Annotated in this window: 18 protein-coding genes and 1 tRNA gene; 4 read left to right on the forward strand and 15 right to left on the reverse strand. The window is 62.2% G+C overall.

The features are described from left to right. Window positions 1–164: 164 nt before the first annotated feature. The gene (locus PQV96_RS09470) at window positions 165–878 is read right to left on the reverse strand and encodes a YebC/PmpR family DNA-binding transcriptional regulator (RefSeq protein WP_044394863.1); all 714 of its coding nucleotides are present in this window, start codon (window positions 876–878) and stop codon (window positions 165–167) included. Window positions 879–1,157: 279 nt separating this feature from the next. On the opposite strand from PQV96_RS09470, the gene PQV96_RS09475 reads away from it, so the two are divergent. Next, on the forward strand, window positions 1,158–1,364 hold the full coding sequence (locus tag PQV96_RS09475) for a hypothetical protein (protein WP_273625098.1): 207 nt from the start codon (window positions 1,158–1,160) through the stop codon (window positions 1,362–1,364). Between the two features lie 141 nt (window positions 1,365–1,505). Here the strand turns inward: PQV96_RS09475 and PQV96_RS09480 are convergent. From PQV96_RS09480 to tolB, 5 genes are all read right to left on the reverse strand, one after another. Continuing rightward, window positions 1,506–1,581 (reverse strand) — tRNA-Lys (locus PQV96_RS09480). 48 nt (window positions 1,582–1,629) lie between these two features. Further along, window positions 1,630–2,439, reverse strand: coding sequence for a tRNA threonylcarbamoyladenosine dehydratase (locus PQV96_RS09485; protein WP_273625241.1), 810 nt, complete (start codon window positions 2,437–2,439; stop codon window positions 1,630–1,632). 11 nt (window positions 2,440–2,450) lie between these two features. Then, window positions 2,451–3,221 carry a tol-pal system protein YbgF gene (ybgF, locus tag PQV96_RS09490; protein ID WP_420482193.1) on the reverse strand — a complete coding sequence of 257 codons (771 nt, stop codon included), beginning with the start codon at window positions 3,219–3,221 and terminating at the stop codon, window positions 2,451–2,453. A gap of 11 nt (window positions 3,222–3,232) precedes the next feature. Further along, window positions 3,233–3,772: a peptidoglycan-associated lipoprotein Pal gene (gene pal / locus PQV96_RS09495; protein WP_207374644.1), complete on the reverse strand. Its 540-nt coding sequence runs from the start codon at window positions 3,770–3,772 to the stop codon at window positions 3,233–3,235. A 45-nt stretch (window positions 3,773–3,817) separates the two neighbouring features. Then, window positions 3,818–5,137 carry a Tol-Pal system beta propeller repeat protein TolB gene (gene tolB / locus PQV96_RS09500; RefSeq protein ID WP_207374645.1) on the reverse strand — a complete coding sequence of 440 codons (1,320 nt, stop codon included), beginning with the start codon at window positions 5,135–5,137 and terminating at the stop codon, window positions 3,818–3,820. A gap of 292 nt (window positions 5,138–5,429) precedes the next feature. On the opposite strand from tolB, the gene msbA reads away from it, so the two are divergent. Further along, on the forward strand, window positions 5,430–7,217 hold the full coding sequence (gene msbA / locus PQV96_RS09505) for a lipid A export permease/ATP-binding protein MsbA (protein ID WP_273625100.1): 1,788 nt from the start codon (window positions 5,430–5,432) through the stop codon (window positions 7,215–7,217). A 41-nt stretch (window positions 7,218–7,258) separates the two neighbouring features. On the opposite strand, the gene PQV96_RS09510 is transcribed toward msbA, so the two are convergent. From PQV96_RS09510 to mltG, 6 genes are all read right to left on the reverse strand, one after another. Further along, window positions 7,259–7,930: an ankyrin repeat domain-containing protein gene (locus PQV96_RS09510; protein ID WP_273625101.1), complete on the reverse strand. Its 672-nt coding sequence runs from the start codon at window positions 7,928–7,930 to the stop codon at window positions 7,259–7,261. Continuing rightward, window positions 7,927–8,733 carry a TatD family hydrolase gene (locus PQV96_RS09515; RefSeq protein ID WP_207374647.1) on the reverse strand — a complete coding sequence of 269 codons (807 nt, stop codon included), beginning with the start codon at window positions 8,731–8,733 and terminating at the stop codon, window positions 7,927–7,929. The genes PQV96_RS09510 and PQV96_RS09515 overlap by 4 nt, the downstream gene beginning before the upstream one ends. 62 nt (window positions 8,734–8,795) lie before the next feature. Beyond that, a complete protein-coding gene (locus tag PQV96_RS09520) occupies window positions 8,796–9,155 on the reverse strand; it encodes a PilZ domain-containing protein (protein WP_044394620.1) in 360 nt (119 codons plus the stop codon). Further along, window positions 9,152–10,189 carry a DNA polymerase III subunit delta' gene (locus PQV96_RS09525; protein WP_273625102.1) on the reverse strand — a complete coding sequence of 346 codons (1,038 nt, stop codon included), beginning with the start codon at window positions 10,187–10,189 and terminating at the stop codon, window positions 9,152–9,154. The genes PQV96_RS09520 and PQV96_RS09525 overlap by 4 nt, the downstream gene beginning before the upstream one ends. Beyond that, window positions 10,186–10,863 (reverse strand): dTMP kinase, encoded by a 678-nt coding sequence (gene tmk / locus PQV96_RS09530; RefSeq protein WP_066697017.1) that lies wholly within the window; start codon window positions 10,861–10,863, stop codon window positions 10,186–10,188. The genes PQV96_RS09525 and tmk overlap by 4 nt, the downstream gene beginning before the upstream one ends. 68 nt (window positions 10,864–10,931) lie before the next feature. Continuing rightward, the gene (gene mltG / locus PQV96_RS09535) at window positions 10,932–11,921 is read right to left on the reverse strand and encodes an endolytic transglycosylase MltG (protein ID WP_066697019.1); all 990 of its coding nucleotides are present in this window, start codon (window positions 11,919–11,921) and stop codon (window positions 10,932–10,934) included. A 45-nt stretch (window positions 11,922–11,966) separates the two neighbouring features. Between mltG and ygfZ the strand changes: the two genes are divergently transcribed. After that, entirely contained in the window at window positions 11,967–12,881 is a 915-nt protein-coding gene (ygfZ, locus tag PQV96_RS09540) for a CAF17-like 4Fe-4S cluster assembly/insertion protein YgfZ (protein ID WP_066697021.1), read from the forward strand. 53 nt (window positions 12,882–12,934) lie between these two features. Here ygfZ and PQV96_RS09545 read toward each other — a convergent pair whose 3' ends face one another. Genes PQV96_RS09545 through PQV96_RS09555 form a run of 3 tightly spaced genes read right to left on the reverse strand, consistent with a single transcriptional unit; the run spans window position 12,935 to window position 15,680 of the window. Continuing rightward, window positions 12,935–13,792, reverse strand: a complete 858-nt coding sequence (locus PQV96_RS09545; RefSeq protein ID WP_066697031.1) for a YbgC/FadM family acyl-CoA thioesterase — start codon at window positions 13,790–13,792, stop codon at window positions 12,935–12,937. Window positions 13,793–13,798: 6 nt separating this feature from the next. Next, window positions 13,799–14,767: an alpha/beta hydrolase gene (locus PQV96_RS09550; protein WP_420482194.1), complete on the reverse strand. Its 969-nt coding sequence runs from the start codon at window positions 14,765–14,767 to the stop codon at window positions 13,799–13,801. A gap of 43 nt (window positions 14,768–14,810) precedes the next feature. Further along, the gene (locus PQV96_RS09555; RefSeq protein WP_207374651.1) at window positions 14,811–15,680 is read right to left on the reverse strand and encodes a 2-keto-4-pentenoate hydratase; all 870 of its coding nucleotides are present in this window, start codon (window positions 15,678–15,680) and stop codon (window positions 14,811–14,813) included. An 85-nt stretch (window positions 15,681–15,765) separates the two neighbouring features. Between PQV96_RS09555 and PQV96_RS09560 the strand changes: the two genes are divergently transcribed. After that, window positions 15,766–16,902, forward strand: coding sequence for an iron-containing alcohol dehydrogenase (locus PQV96_RS09560; protein WP_207374652.1), 1,137 nt, complete (start codon window positions 15,766–15,768; stop codon window positions 16,900–16,902). Window positions 16,903–16,924 lie beyond the last annotated feature (22 nt).

Consider the following 16,924-nt stretch of genomic DNA (forward strand, 5'->3'; position numbering starts at 1 on the left):
GGTTCTATCTGTGTGAATACCCAGGACGGTTGCTTTAGGCCCTGGAGCACATCGCGCGCACTCATCAGGCGCTGTTGCTCCGGGCGAAAAATGGGGTCCGCACACTTGAAATCAAGTGCTCGGCGTAGCCTCTTGAAAACCCGGAAACTTGAAAAAAGCTGGAATCAGCCCGCCAGGCTGACAAAGACGTTTTGCACGTCGTCATTGGCATCAATGGCAGCCAGAAAGCTCTCCACCTCTTCCAGCTGCTCTGCCGTGAGATTCGCTGGATTGACAGGGTTCTTGGGCTTGTAGCCCAGCTTGGCAGACAACACGGTGAAGCCTTGGGCTGGCAGTGCACGGCTGACCAAATCCAGATCCGTGGGATCCGTCCAGAACATGGTGACGCCCTCTTCGTCACCGGCTTCAAAGTCCTGGGCTCCCGCTTCAATCGCTGCAAGCTCAGGGTCGGCGTCAGGACGGGCGGGCTCAGCCTCAATCATGCCCACATGGTTGAAATCCCACGCCACGGAACCCGAGGTACCCAGCTGCCCTTTGCGAAACAACACCCGCATTTCAGGCGCGGTGCGGTTCACGTTGTCCGTCAGGCATTCCACCATCACGGCCACTTGGTGCGGAGCGAATCCTTCGTAAATTACACGCTCGTAGTTCACCGCATCAGCGCCCGTACCAGAACCCTTCTTGATAGCACGCTCCAGCGTGTCCTTGGGCATGGAAGCCTTGCGGGCCTGCTCCACCACCAAGCGCAAGCGAGAATTGGTAGCAGGGTCTGCCCCACCACGCGCAGCCACAGTGATTTCCTTGACCAGCTTGCCAAACAGCTTGCCTTTGGCATCAGCCACCAGTGCCTTGCCCTTTGCTTTCCACTGCGCGCCCATGGTGCTTCTCTTTCTTTGTGTTGTAGCGCGCTCAGGCGCCTTGTTTGGTCATTGATGTGCGTTATGCAGATGTCTTGCACCCTAAGGGAAGAAGGACACCGGCAACCGCATATTTTCGTTGATTTGGCGAGTCGCCCCGCGAGGGCTACTTGGCTGCTCCGAAGCAGGCTCTATGTACGCAATATCCAGGGGGAGGAAATACCCTGTGATTGATTGTCAAGAAGCCCGAGTTCACGCATCATCGCTGCGCCAATCTCGGCACCCAAGAGTAATCACAACATGAAAAAAATTCTCATTCTTGCCCTCTCTCTCGCACTGTCTCCAGCCATCATGGCCAAGGGGCTTCACCACAGCCCGAAAGTACACGCTGTACAAAAAAGCTCACAATTGAAGCCATCCCACACCGCCAGCCGCGGCAAGGCGAAACCAACAAGTCACAAGCGAACTGCAAAGCCCCAGTCCAAACGCGCCAGCGTCAAAAAATAACGAGACTGTCGCAGCATGAGTCTCGGGTGGCCGCCTGTTGCAACCATGGGCGGCTACCCTGTTAGGTAATTCACGAGAGCCAAAAAACAAAACCCGCGGCTTTTTCAAGCAGCGGGTTCAAAGCCGATTGGCTAAATTGGGTGGTAGGACGTACAAGATTCGAACTTGTGACCAACGGATTAAAAGTCCGCTGCTCTACCAACTGAGCTAACGTCCCAACCTATCTCTTTACATTTCTGTAAAGACTCAAATTATAGCCTGAATTTCAGGACCGAGAAGAAACCCCGGCAATTTTGTCGAGCACCCAGCCTGCCGCACATTGACCGAAAGTCGCCGTCACCGCCACCACCGATCCATAGCCATGGCAGTTGAGCGATCCGTCACCCCCACTTTCCACCGCGCATGAAGCATCGGGCGGCGCCACGGACTCACGGCTAAAAACGCAGGAGACACCGATTTTTTTACCGTCTCGTGCAGCACGGTGGTGTTTTCTGAGGCGGTAACGAAGCTGCGCCAACAGAGGGTCATGCGTCGTGGCAGACAGGTCATCGATATCCACCTTGTGGGCCTGGCGCTTGCCGCCTGCGGCACCTACCGAAATCAACAACTGCTTGTTGGCAAGGGCCCAAGCAGCCATGGCAGTCTTCGCTCGCACTTGATCGCAGGCGTCTACCACTGCAGACACTTTCACGCCGCCGAGCAGCTCCGGCCAGTTCTCAGGCTCGACAAAGTCTTCGATGCAATGAACCACGCAACCTGGATTGATCAACGCGACCCGGTCACACATGGCAAGCACCTTGGCCTGCCCCACCGTGGTAGAGACAGCATGGATTTGGCGGTTGATGTTGGACTCAGCCACATGGTCCAGGTCCACCAAGGTCAGTTGACCGACACCACTGCGAGCCAAGGCTTCCGCAGTCCAGGAACCAACTCCGCCCACACCCACGACAACGACATGAGCATCACGGATGCGCTGAGCCCCGCCCACTCCGTACAGCCGCTCCAGACCGCCGAATCGGCGCTGGGTGACCTCATCCGGCAGCAGCGTGACTTCAGCGGTATTTGACGCAGACAAAGAATTGGATGTCACTTCAAGCGCACAAGTCGTTCTTTGGCAGCGGCGGCGGCTTCAGATTGCGGGTAGACGCGCACCAAATCTTCCAGCGTTTTTCGGGCTGCACGGTTGTCTTTGAGTTCCAACTGGCAATTGGCAATCGAGAGCGCCGCCTCAGGTGCACGTGCGTGCGAAGGAGCATCCGAAAGCAACTGCTTGAAATTGCCAATCGCTTCTTTGTAGTCGCGCTGCGCATACTGTGCATTACCCAACCAAAAACGGGCAGATGGGCCATAACCGCTTCGGGGGTATTGACGCATGAAGGATGCGAAAGCCGTGTTGGCCTCGGCAAACTTGCCGGAACGGAAGACCGCCAGGGCGGCTTCGAAATCACGCTTCTCAGCAGGGTCAGCCTGGAACTCCTGTCCGTCCAGCGTCACCTTGACCGGCTCGAACTTGCTCAGCCTTTCGTCCACCCCTTGGGCGATGTCTTTTTGACGGCGCTGCAGGTCCGCAACGTCCCTGACGAGCTGCTCATTTTGGCCGCGCAATTTCGCCTGCTCTACCCGCAGCACCTCGATCTGGTTTTGCAGATCCAGCAGGATGCGGCGCAGTTGCTCGGTATCTTGGCGGTGCTCGTCCGCCGCCTTTTGCTGGGCTGCCTGCATGGAATCCACACGCTGGCGAAGCTCAAGGATGGCACGACGTGCTTCACCATCTTCAAAAATGGCGGCGTTGCTGGCCGAAGCAAAAAGCCCCGCCAGCACAAGGGCCAGCAGGGATTTCACGGGTTTGGCGATCACACCGGTGTGCATTAGCGGTACGACAGTTCAGCACGGCGATTTTTCGCGTGCACTTCTTCCGTGCCACCTTGGGCAGCAGGCTTTTCCTTGCCAAAGCTCACAGCCTCCACCTGTGCATCCGACACCCCCAGCAATGCCAGGGCGCGACGAACGGCTTCAGCGCGCTTTTGGCCCAGAGCCAGGTTGTATTCGCGGCCACCGCGCTCGTCGGTGTGGCCTTCCACCATTAGCTTGCGGTTACCGCCAGCTTTGATGAAACGGGCATGTGCCTCAATCAAAGATTGGAATTCTGGCTTGATGACGTAGCTGTCATAGTCAAAGTACACGATACGGCTCACACCCACCGGGCCGGCAGCATCGCGAGCCGACTGTCCCAGATCTACCCCAGCCACGCCGCTTTGGCTGGTGCTACCGGAGTTGGCACCGTTACCAGTGGTAGAAGTAGAGCCTGTTTTGTCTTCAACGGGCACATCGTCGAGCTTGACGCCAGAGCTGCAGCCTGCGGCAAGAAGTGCGACGAGGGAAAGGGCGAGGGTTGCGTGTTTGATCATCAAAAAATCTCCAGAAATTACGGATTGCTAAAAAGAGTCAAAAGTTCATTGTTTTTGGAACGAGCCCCAGTCAGGCTCTCGAATGTCCCCTGCTTGTCCTGCCAAGCGTGCCTTGATTTTTCCGTCCAGCGTTGTTGTCATCAGAGCCTCACGCCCCTGCTGCTGAGTCGCGTACACCAGCAGTCGGCTGTTGGGTGCAAAGCTTGGACTCTCATCCGCTGTCGTGTCTGTAATGGCATTGACTGCGCCGGAAGCGAGATCCATGACGTGCAGCTTGAAGGCCCCACCCACCCGAGAGATGAAGGCAAGCCACTTGCCATCAGGGCTGATGCTGGGGGAGATGTTGTAGTTTCCAGAGAAGGTCACTCGCTCAGCACTACCGCCGCCAACGGGAACACGATAAATCTGGGGCGCGCCACCACGATCGCTCACGAAGTAAATCGTGCGACCATCGCTCGAAAACACCGGCTCCGTGTCGATACCAGAACTCTGCATAAGACGACGCGGCTCTCCTCCATTGGCGTCAATGGTGTAGAGCTGCGAGCCGCCGTCACGGCTGAGGGTGACCGCCAAAGTGCGGCCATCTGGAGCCCAGGCAGGAGCACTGTTGGAGCCACGGAAATTCGCAATCAAACGGCGACGCCCCGTGGCCACGTCGTGCACATACACCACGGGCTTGCGCGATTCGAAAGACACGTAAGCGATCTGCCCACCGCTCGGAGACCACGCAGGCGAAATGATGGGCTCGGGGCTGGAGAGCGCGGACTGAGCGTTCTCTCCATCCGCATCCGCCACCCAGAGGCTGTAGCGAGAACCCGTCTTGGTCACGTAAGTGATGCGTGTGGAAAACACGCCTCGCTCGCCCGTGAGCTTTTCGTAGATGAAGTCGGCGATACGGTGCGCCACCAGACGCAAATCACCTTGCGTCACAACAAAGCTTTGCCCGCCCAAATCTTGGCCCCGAACTACGTCCCAGAGCCTGAAGCGCACGTCATACCGGCCATCGGCCACCCGGGTGATACTGCCGGTCGCCAGAGAATCGGCGCTTTTTTGCCGCCACATTGCCACGTCGGGGCGCGACGATTCGTCCAGTGCAGCGCCCGAGGCATCGATAGAGCGAAACTGACCACTGCGCTCCAAGTCTGCCTGAACAATTGCAGCAATCTTCTGGGGAGCCTGGGCATCGCCACGAAACGGAGCGATGGCAATCGGCAATTGCGTCAAGCCCACGCCGGTTACTTCGACACGAAACTGCGCCATGGCCGGCGCTACCGAGGTCGCGGCCAAGGCAGCCAGCACATTTCGGCGGTGATGGAGCGGCTTGGCCGCAGCGAGAATTTGGTGTGAGTGGTGTTCGATGGTCATTGGCGTTCAGAAATAGCCGAACTATCGCAGTCTGGCGGAAGACAACCTTCAATGTTACACACTGGAAAGCACCCCCTGTGACAAACTGTTCGGCGTCCCTCACAGGGAAAGGCACTTTTTGCGACTTTCAGGCACCCATGGATTCCACGCGTCTTCAGGCGTGAACGGGGCCAGAGAACCTGCCAACAACGCGTAGTCCAAGCGCGCATGCAACTTTGGCACACGCAGTGGTTGCTCTGCCCGGCCCACTTCAACCCGAAGTGCAATGCCGCAACCGTAGAATCCGCGTCACATGCAAGCAAATGAATCGCAAGGCGAGCAGCGCGCCACCTCCAGCCTTCCCTTAATGACCAGACTAGCACGGCTGGCGGTCTACTTCGGGCACCAGCGGCTTGCGTGGGGCTTGGCGATTGCCGCGACCTTGGTCGGCGCTGTGACCGAGCCCATGATTCCCGCCCTTTTGCAGCCGTTGCTGGACAAAGGATTCACCCAAGGCACCCTGCAGCTGTGGACGGTTCCGCTGGCCATCATGGGGGTCTTCCTGATCAGGGGTCTGGCTCAATTCATAGGCCAATACGCGCTGGCCAAGATTGCCAACGAGGGCATGCTGCTGTTGCGCAAGGCTCTGTTTGAGCGTTTGCTGGCAGCGGAAATGGGGCTGTTTGGCCGCCAGTCGGCCAGCGCGCTTTCGAACACGGTGGTGTACGAAGTACAGAACGGCTCCAACCTGCTGGTGCAAGCGCTTCTGGGCCTCTCTCGGGATGGCTTCACATTGATTGCCCTGCTGGGATACCTGCTGTACCTGAACTGGCAACTGACGCTGATCGTGGCCGTGGTAGTGCCGGGTGTGGCCTGGATCATGAAGACCTTGTCACGCCGTCTGTACAAGCTCACCAAGTTCAGCCAGCAAGCCACCGATGAACTCGCCTACGTGGTGGAAGAAAACGTACTGGCCCACCGCATGGTGCGCCTGCACGGTGCCCAGCAAAGCCAGGCAAGCCGTTTTGGCGCGCTGAGCCAGAGCCTGCGACGCCTGGCGATCAAATCCACCATCGCCTCAGCCGCCATGACGCCGCTGACCCAATTGTTGGCCGCCGCAGCCTTGTCGGTGGTGATCTGCATCGCCCTGTGGCAAAGCCGTGGGGTGGTGGACTCCAAAGACGTCACGGTCGGCGGGTTTGTCTCGTTCATCACCGCGATGTTGATGCTGATTGCCCCGATACGCAGGCTGGCGGATGTGGCCAACCCCATCACGCGTGGCGTTGCTGCGCTGGAACGCGGTTTATCGTTACTGGGTGACACCGGGGCAGAGTCGGAAGGCACGCACACTGCAGACCGGGTGCGGGGGGAGATTGTGCTGAATCAAGTCAGCGTCTCTTTCGGCGCAGAGCAGGCGCCAGCGCTCAACAACGTCAGCCTGCGTGTGGCACCGGGCGAGATCGTGGCGCTGGTGGGCCCCTCGGGCGCGGGCAAAACAACTCTGGTCAACCTGCTGCCACGTTTCGTCAACAGCAGCGAAGGCCAGATTACGCTCGACGGGCATGAGCTGAGCACCTGGAACCTGGCCTCCCTGCGCAGCCAATTTGCCATGGTGAGCCAGGACGTGGTGATGTTCAACGACACCATCGCGGCCAATGTGGCGCTGGGCAGTGCCATGGATGAAAAGCGGGTGCATGAATGTCTGGCGGCAGCCAATCTGGCCGAGCACATTGCGGCGCTGCCGCAGGGCATTCATACCGTGGCAGGCCACAATGCAGCGCAACTGTCTGGGGGGCAACGGCAACGCTTGGCCATTGCCCGTGCGCTGTATAAAAACGCGCCCATCCTGATATTGGACGAAGCGACATCAGCGCTAGACACCGAATCAGAGCGCCTGGTTCAAGACGCCTTGCAGCGGCTGATGCAAGGAAGAACCACGCTGGTGATTGCCCACAGGCTCTCGACCATTGAGCACGCCGACCGCGTGGTCGTCATGGAGCGCGGGAGCATCGTGGAGCAAGGCACCCACGCGCAACTGATGGCTTCGGGCGGCCTCTACGCCCGCTTGCAGAGCCGCACGGGCACGCCCGCAGAGCTTTGAGGTGTTGAGGGCGCGCCGCTACGCGCACCAGCTAACGTCAATCACCAGGAGCCAGCGTTGGGCTGGCGCTTGCGAATCGCTGCCGAAAGCTGCGTAGCCAATTCGCTACGGCTGACCCGCTGCGCAAAATTCACAGCGGTCAAACCCAGCTGGTTTTTCAGGGTGGGGTCCGCCCCTTCATCCAGCAAGAACTTCACCATCTCTGCGGAGCCATACTGCGCGGCCATCATCAAAGGCGTAGTGCCATTGGGAGAAGCAGCGTCGATATAGGCATGGTTCTCCAGCAACAGCGCAGCAATGCGCAAATGCTGCTCAGTGCCACCAGACGCAGCGTAGTGCAGCGGCGCCCAGCCTGTCTTGTTGACATCTGCATCGCGAGCGATCAGCTTGCGCACCGCTTCCACATTGCCCTTGATGGCCGCCATCATCAGCGGGCTTTCGTCCTGTGCGTTGCGTGCTTCCACCTGCGTGTTGCGCGCGGCCAGCAAAGCGTCGAAGGCTTTGTCAGACTCTTGTTTCAAGGCAATGACCAAACCCACCTGCCCTTTGGCATCGCGTGTGTTGGGATCGAAACCCCGGCGCAGCAAGGAAGTGATGGTGGCAGGGTCGTCCCGCAAAATGGCCGTGAAAAAATCTTCGTACGAGCCTGCCCAAGCCAGAGGGCTGGCTACTGCCACACCTGCAGCGAACAGCACGTTGCGGCGATGGATCATGGCGTCACCCCTTTGAACAGCGTTTCAAAGTTGCGGCTGGTGGCGTGTCCCACCTCTTCCACCGCAATGCCTTTGCACTGCGCCACCTGCTGGGCCACATAGGGCACAAAGGAAGGATTATTGGTTTTCCCTCGGTACGGTACCGGCGCCAGATACGGGCTGTCGGTCTCGATCAAGATTCGATCCAGCGGAGTGAATGCCACCACGTCACGCAAGTCCTGCGCGTTCTTGAAGGTGATGATGCCGGAGAACGAGAGGTAGTACCCCAGGTCCAGCGCAGCCCGGGCCACCTGCATGGATTCGGTGAAGCAATGAAAGACACCGCCCGCGATGTTGCCTGCCCCATCTTCCCCTTCTTCCCTGAGGATGGCCAATGTGTCGTCCGACGCGCTGCGGGTGTGGATGATCAACGGTTTGGCGCAGGCGCGCGCCGCGCGGATATGAGTACGGAAACGGTCGCGTTGCCACTCCAGATCAGCCACACTGCGCCCGCCCTTGCGGTCTTCCATGCCGTAATAGTCCAGGCCGGTTTCGCCAATCGCCACCACACGGGGCAACGCGGCTTTGGCCAGCAAGTCGTCCACAGAGGGTTCCTGCACGCCCTCGTTGTCGGGGTGCACACCCACGGTGCTCCAGAAGTTGTCGTAGGCCAGTGCCAGGGCGTGCACGTCACCAAACTCTTCCATGGTGGTGCAGATACACAGGGCCCGGTCCACACGGGCATCAGCCATCGCCTGGCGGATGGCCGGCATTTGGCTCACTAGTTCGGGAAACGAGAGATGGCAGTGCGAGTCAATAAACATGCGGCATCAAAATAAAAAAGCCGACCAGCCAGCGCAGGTCGGCACAGGGCGCAACGGCGCCATCAAATGGTCTGGGTAGGACGCTCCGAGCCCAGGGCAGTTCCCAAGATTTCTTCGATCTTGAGCTTGAGCAGACGGGACTTTTCGTCTTTCGGAAACTGGATGCCCACCCCCTGTGTGCGATTACCGGCCGCACGCGCAGGCGTCACCCAAGCCACGCGCCCCGCCACCGGGTAGCGCTGGGTATCTTCGGGCAAGGTCAGCAGCACATAGACATCGTCGCCCAGCTTGTAGTCGCGCTGGGTGGGGACAAAAATGCCGCCTTCTACAAAAAAGGGAATGTACGCAGCATACAAAGCGCCCTTTTCCTTGATGGCCAGCTGCATGACGCTGGGACGGGGGGCATTGGACGGAGTGCTCATGGTGAGGAATGCGTTGGTTGTCTGGAGTGTAGGGTGTTTCGCGCCTGGGCGACAAGCGCTTCCAGCATGAGTCCGGCATTGAAGGGATGGTCTGCCGTGCGTGCCTCCTGGGCCAGCGCCTTGGACCAGCGGGTGAGCGCGGCCAAGGGTGGCGGCTTGGGTAGATCAGCCGCAGCAAAGTAACGCGGCGCGGCTCCTACCGCCACGGCCAGCAAGTCATGGCAGAGCTTTTGCAAGGCCTCGATGGCCTGCGCGGGCGTCCAGTCGCCCAGCGCGGTGACATCGCCACGCGCCACCGCCTGCGGCAGCGATGCCCAGGCCTGGGGGCTGCGCCCTGAACGGGCCACCGCCAGCGCATCATCAGGCCGACCGCCCGCTGCACGCAAAAAGGCGGTGGCCGCATCGGCGGCCAGCCCTTGCGATTGCAACCACTGCAACATATCGGCCTGCGCAGGCCACGTCATGGTATGGCCCAGGCAACGGCTGCGAATGGTGGGCAGCAACTGGTGCGCAGCCTCACTGGCCAGCACAAAACGCACGTCGCCCGGCGGCTCTTCCAGCGTCTTGAGCAGCGCATTGGCCGTGACGTGGTTCATCTGCTCTGCGGGGTAAACCAGCACCGCCTTGCCGCGCCCGCGGGCAGAGGTGCGCTGCGAAAACTCCACCGCATCGCGCATGGCTTCCACGCGAATTTCGCGGCTGGGTTTGCGCTTCTTGTCGTCGATTTCGGCCTGGGCTTTTTCCGACAAGGGCCAGCCCAGCTCCATCATCTGCACCTCGGGCATCAGCACGCACAGGTCGGCATGGGTGCGCACCTCGATGGCGTGGCAACTGGCGCACTGGCCGCACGCTCCGTGGGTGGTGGGTGCATCGCACAACCAGGCGCGCACCAGCTCCAGGCCCAGGGCGTACTGCCCCATGCCTGAGGGGCCTTGCAGCAGCCACGCGTGGCCACGTTGCGCGAGCAAGGTGGTGCGCTGCGCCGCAATCCACGGTGCCAGTGCGGGGGAATCATTGGAAGGCAGATTGCTCAAGCGACAGCTCCTGGCGTGGGCACCATGATGGACAACCACCCCTTGCGCACAAACACGCTGGTGAGCTGCTGCCAAACGCGGTGGCGGTCCTGTGCGGCATCGATGCGGGCGAAGCGCTGGGGCGCGGCAGCCGCCCGGTCGGCGTAGCCCTGGGCTACGCGCCGGAAGAACTCCACGGGCTGGGACTCGAACCGGTCAGGCACACGCGCACCGGCCAGCCGCTCGGCCGCTACTTCAGGGGCCAAATCAAACCACACGGTCAAATCGGGTTCACGCATCAAATCAGGCTCTGGCGCAACACCAGTCTGCGCCATGCGCTCCAAAATAGATAGCAAATTTGTATCAAACCCGCGCCCAGCGCCCTGGTAGGCAAAAGTGGCATCGGTGAAGCGGTCGCACAGCACCACATCGCCGCGCGCCAGGGCCGGTTCGATCACCTGGCACAAATGGTCGCGCCGGGCCGCGAAGATCAACAGGGCTTCAGTCAGCGCATCCATGGGGTCATTCAACACCAGCGCGCGCAGCTTTTCGGCCAGCGGGGTGCCGCCGGGCTCCCGGCTGAGCGTGACATTGCGCCCCTGGGCCCGAAAGGCTTGTGCCAAGCCGTCGATGTGCGAGGACTTGCCTGCACCATCGATGCCTTCGAACGAGATGAATAAGCCAGAACGTGACATGGAACCCTTCAGTGTTGAGGCCGTGCCCCCTCAAGTCGATCAACCGCCATCTACCGCACGCACGCCAGTTACTGCGATTGCCCCCGCTGGTAGCGATTCACCGCGCGATTGTGTTCATCCAGACTGGTGCTGAAATGGCTGGAGCCATCGCCCTTGGCCACAAAGTACAGCGCACGGGTGGACGCTGGCTGCACCGCGGCCAGCAGGGCCGCCTTGCCCGGCATGGCGATGGGCGTGGGCGGCAAGCCGGGGCGGGTGTAGGTGTTCCAGGGGGTATCGGTCTGCAGGTCGCGGCGGCGCAGGTTGCCGTCAAACTTCTCGCCCAGGCCGTAGATAACGGTGGGGTCAGTCTGCAGCAGCATGCCCACCCGCAGGCGGTTGGCAAACACCCCGGCAATTTGTGCCCGGTCGCTGGGCCGGCCGGTTTCTTTTTCAACAATGCTGGCCAGAATCAGCGCCTCGTCCGGTGACTTCAGCGGCACGTCCGACGCCCGTGCAGCCCACGCGGCCTCCAACCGACGGTCCATGGCGTGCAGGGCCCGGCGCAGCAGCGCCAGGTCGCTCGAACCCTTGGCATACGAATAGGTGTCAGGAAAAAACCGCCCTTCCGGGTGCACACCCGGGCGGCCCAGCTGGGCCATGATTTGCTCAGCCGTCAGCTGGGCTGTGTCCTGCTTGATCTGGTCTTCCTTGGCCAGCGCCTGGCGCACCTGCCGGAAGGTCCAGCCCTCCACCAGAGTCAAGGTGCGCAAGGCTTCCTCGCCGCGCACCAGCATGCGCAGCAAACTGCGTGGTGTGGTGCCAGCAGGAATCTCGTAGTTGCCCGCCTTGATCAGGCGGTCTTGGCCAGACAGGCGAAACCACGCGTAGAGCAGCTGCGCGTTGGTCTGCGCACCCGCAGCCACCACATCACGGGCCACGCCGCGCGGGGTGGTGCCGGGCTCGATCGCCAGCTCCAGCGGCTCGGCACCTGTGGCCAGGGGCTCGTGCAACCACCATGCGGCAGCGGCGCCGCTGGCGATCAATAAAACAAACACCCATGCCAGTAAACGTCGCACAACCCTGCTGCCTGTGTGAAAAGGAGGGGGCATCATAATTCAGCCATGACGCAGCTTTTGAACGGTATTGCCCCCCTGTCCCACCTCGGCGTGATTCGCGTGGAAGGCGAAGACGCCGCGAAATTCCTTCACGGCCAGTTGACGCAGGACTTTGCGCTGCTGGACATGCAGCACGCCCGGCTGGCGGCCTTTTTGTCGGCCAAGGGCCGAATGCAAGCCAGCTTCATCGGCTTCAAGCGCAGCGCCACCGAAGTGCTGCTGGTGTGCAGCCTGGACTTGCTGGCACCCACGCTCAAGCGCCTGTCGATGTTTGTGCTGCGCGCCAAGGCCAAACTCAGCGATGCGACGGCGGACTTCGCACTCTACGGGCTGGCGGGTGACACTATCAAAACAATAGCTGGTGACGCTTTACCCGCCTGGTCCAAGGCCGATTTTGATCAAAACACGATCATCCACCTCTACCCGGCCGCAGGCCAGCCGCGCGCGCTCTGGATCGCCCCCCAGGGCAGCCCCGCACCGCAGGGCCCGCAGCTCGACCCATCAATCTGGCTGTGGAGTGAGGTGCAAAGCGGTGTTGCCACACTCACCGCACCGCTGGTAGACGCGTTCGTGCCGCAAATGCTCAACTATGAATCCGTGGGCGGCGTGAACTTCAAGAAGGGCTGCTACCCCGGCCAGGAAGTGGTGGCGCGCAGCCAATTCCGGGGCACACTCAAGCGCCGTACCTATCTGGCGCACGCCAGCAGCGACATTGCCGTGGGTAGCGAGGTCTTCGCGGCCGATGACCTCGAGCAGCCTTGCGGCACGGTGGTGCAGACTGCGCCGTCGCCGCAAGGGGGCGTGGATGCGCTGGTCTCCCTGCAGATCGCGGCCACCGAACAACCGTTGCAGGTGGGCGCAGCCGGCGGCGTGGCCTTGCAATTGCAAGCCCTGCCCTACCCGCTGCTGGAAGATATTTAGAGCGCCTGCGGGCACTGGCCCTACCGAGGCGCAAGCACGCTTTGAATTTGCGCTCAAAGCGCCTGGGTCATCAGCACATGGGCCAGCCCGGCTTCCTCATAGGGCGCGCCCGCCACCGTGAACCCCGCCCGCTCATAGAACCCTTGTGCGCTGCACTGCGCGTGCAGTTGCACCTGCGTGTCGCCCCGGGCGCGCGCGGCCTCAACCAACGCAGCCAGAAGCACGCGGCCCCACTGGGCACCGCGCACGGACCGGTCTACCGCCATGCGCCCGATGCGGCCCACGCCAGGCGCCTGCTGCAGCAGCCGCCCAGTTGCCACCGGCTGCCCCAGGCGGTTGTAGAGCACCGCGTGGCGCGCGCTGGTATCCAGCGCGTCGGCCTCCGCATCGGCCGGTATGCCCTGTTCGCGCACAAACACCGCCGTGCGCAGGCGGGCGGCGTCGCGTCCCAGGGCATTCCAGTCACCCGTGCGCACTTCGACCATCTCTGCACCGGCCTCGTACCCCTCCAGGATCGCCCGTAGAGCGGCAGGCACGGGGGTGGATGTCTGGGTGGCGGGGTCTGCAAACACGTAGATCAGCTCGCCAGTGACCAGCAGCCGGTCGCCACAGTAAATGGCCGCTTCAAACACACAGGACGAGTTGCCAATGCGAGCGCAACGCATGCCCACGTCCAGCGTGTCATCCAGCTTGGCCGAGGCGTGGTATTCCACCGTGGCCTTTTTCACATACATCTCGCCGCCCAGGATGTGCATGCTGGCCTCGTAGGGCAGCGCCAGCGCGCGCCAGTACTCCGACATGGCAGTGTCGATGTACATGAGGTAGTGGGCGTTGAACACGATTTTCTGCATGTCCACTTCAGCCCAGCGCACGCGCAGGCGGTGCATACAACGGAAGTTCTGGCGTTGCATTCGGTGTCACTCCATTCCAAAAGCTTGGCGCATCGCGCGGGCTGCGTCGGCGTGGGCTTTCAGCGCCTCGGGCACCGCGCGGCCCATCTTGATGAATTCATGCGTCACGCCACGGTAGATTTCCAGATCGACCGCCACGCCGCTGGCGCGCAATTTGTCGGCGTAGTCCACGCCTTCGTCCACCAGCGGGTCACACTCGGCCAGGCCGATCCAAGCAGGGGCCACGCCTTCGACATCGGGCGCGTGCAGAGGGGCAAACCGCCAGTCCTCCCGCTCGGCCCGGCTTTGCACATAGTGCCCAAAGAACCAGCTGATGGCGGGCTCTTCCAGCACCAGGCCGCGTGAGTAGGTGGCGTGCGAGGGGGTGTCCTGGTGCGCCGCGCAGCCTGGATAAAACAGTAGCTGCAAAGCCAGCGGCAGCCCCGCATCGCGCGCCAGGATGGCGTTGACTGCCGCCAGGGTGCCCCCGGCGCTGTCGCCCCCCACCGCCAGGCGGGCGGGGTCTGCGCCCAGCGTGGCAGCGTGCTGGGCCAGCCAGGCCAGCGCGTCCCACGCGTCATTGCTGGCTGTGGGAAACCGGTGCTCCGGCGCCAGCCGGTATTCCAGCGACACCGCTATCGCCCCCGAAAGACGCGCCAGCTCGCGGCACAGTACGTCGTGCGTGGCAATGCTGCCAATGGTGAAGCCGCCGCCGTGCAGGTACAGCAGCAGCGGCAGCGCGGCGCCCCCCGCCTCGACAGGTGCGTAGAGCCGCGCAGGCATGCGGTAGCCGTCGCGCGCGGGGATGTGAAAGTCTTCCACCCGGGGCAGTGCCGCCTTGGGCACTTCCAGCACACCTGCGCCAGCCTCGTAGGCCTTGCGCGCATCTTCGGGGGTGCGCGTGTGCAGCGGCGGGTGCCCAGCGCGGGCCATGCCTTGCAGCACGCCGCGCATTTGCGGGGTCAGGCGGGTGTGGTGGATGTGCAAGTCGGTCAAAACACAAAACTCCGTGGGTTGCGGTCAAAAATCGGTGCGGCGCTTACTTGAAGCTCACCCGCACAGGCTCGGCACCTGGCAGGCCTTCGAATGTGGCCGTGACCGACAAGCCGGCCTTGGGTGGCAGCAGGGGCGAGAAAGAGCCCAGGCTGATCAGGTCGCCCGGCTGCATTGCCAGCCCTTCTTGCGCCAGGGCTTGCGCCAGCCACACCACGGCGTTGAGTGGGTGCTCCAGGATGTCGCTGCCCTTGCCGCCACCCAGCCGGGTGCCAGCGCCATCGGTCAGGCTGACCTGCATGTCGGCCAGAGCCTGCAGGAACGCATAGCGCTCTGCACGGTAGGCTGGCACGGCCAGCGGCGCACCGGCCACGCCCAGACGGGCTCCCACGTTGATGGCGCTGACGCCAGCCCCGTTGAGCTTGGGCGGCGCCTGCACCAGCAGGTCGGGCAGCTCAATGAACGGAATGACCTGGTCAATCGACTCCAACACCTGCAGGGGCGTCTTGGCCTGGTTGATCTGGGCGCTTTTCACGCGCACCAGCATGTCGGCCTCGAACAGTGGGCGGGCACCAAAGCCTGCATCCACCGCCGCGCCGTTGGCCAGCACCATACCTTCGTAAAGCTTGCCCCACACGGGCTTGTCGGTGTTGAAGCGTTGTTGCACCGCAGGGTTGGTGAGCCCGGCCTTGTAGCCCACCACTTTGCCCAAGCGCTGCGCGAGCAGGCTGTTGACCTTGGCGCGGGTGCAGGCGCCGTCGGCGTCTGACAAGCCTTCGATGTTGGCGGCGGGCTTTTTGGCCACGTAATTGGCGACCAGGTCAGACACCTGTGCATCGCTCAGGCAATGGGCGCTGGCGCTTGTCGCGCAAGTGACGGCCAGCAAAACAGTCATCAGGGTTTGCTTCGTAGGCATGTGCGTCTCCTCCTTATAAAGTGGGCCTTTGCGGGCTGGCGGCTATCGTAATCGCTGGCGTTCTTCTTCACATCCATCTCACACCATGGCTTTCATCAACTACGTGACCCAGATCCAGTTCGAGTTTGGCGCGGTGCAACTGCTGCGCCAGGAATGCGATCGGGTCGGCATCACCCGCCCCCTGATCGTGACCGACCCCGGCGTGAAAGCCGCCGGGGTTCTGCAAAAAGCGCTGGACGCCCTGCCCGGCCTGCCACTGGCCGTTTTCGACCAGACCCCGGCCAACCCCACCGAAGCCGCCGTGCGCGCGGCCGTGGCGGTGTACCAGGCCCAGGGCTGCGATGGCCTGATTGCCGTGGGTGGCGGTTCGGCCATCGATTGCGCCAAGGGCATTGCGATTGCAGCCACCCACGAAGGCCCCCTCACCCACTACGCCACGATTGAAGGCGGCTCCCCGCGCATCAGCGAGCGCACGGCACCGGTCATTGCCGTGCCCACCACCAGCGGCACGGGCAGCGAGGTGGCGCGCGGCGCCATCATCATCGTGGACGACCACCGCAAGCTGGGCTTTCACTCGTGGAGCCTGGTACCCAAGGCCGCCATCTGCGACCCCGAACTCACCCTGGGTCTGCCCCCCATGCTCACGGCCGCCACGGGTATGGACGCCATTGCGCACTGCATGGAAACCTTCATGTCTGCCGCCTTCAACCCGCCGGCCGATGGCATTGCACTGGACGGCCTGGAACGTGGCTGGGCTGCCATCGAAAACGCCACCCGCAACGGCAGCGACCGCGAAGCACGCCTGAACATGATGAGCGCCAGCATGCAAGGGGCCATGGCCTTCCAGAAAGGGCTGGGGGCGGTGCATTCGCTCAGCCACAGCCTGGGCGGCGTGAACCCGCGCCTGCACCACGGCACGCTCAACGCCATGTTCTTGCCTGCGGTGGTGCGGTTCAACGCGCAAGCAGAGTCGGTACAAAAAGAGCACCGCCTGGAGCGCATGGCCCACGCCATGGGCTTGGCATCCGCCAGCGACATCCCCGAGGCAATTCGCGACATGAACGCGCGCCTGGGCCTGCCCACGGGCCTGGCGGCCATGGGTGTCACGCCCGATGTGTTTGACGATGTCATCAAAGGCGCCATGGCCGACCACTGCCACAAGACCAACCCGCGCGTTGCCACGCCTGAGCAATACCGGGAAATGCTGCACCAGAGCTTGTAAGAACGTGGTGCCCTGCGGCTGG

Origin of the sequence: Acidovorax temperans, from assembly GCF_028596105.1 — a bacterium.
In the GTDB taxonomy this organism is placed as follows: Bacteria; Pseudomonadota; Gammaproteobacteria; order Burkholderiales; family Burkholderiaceae_C; genus Acidovorax; species Acidovorax temperans.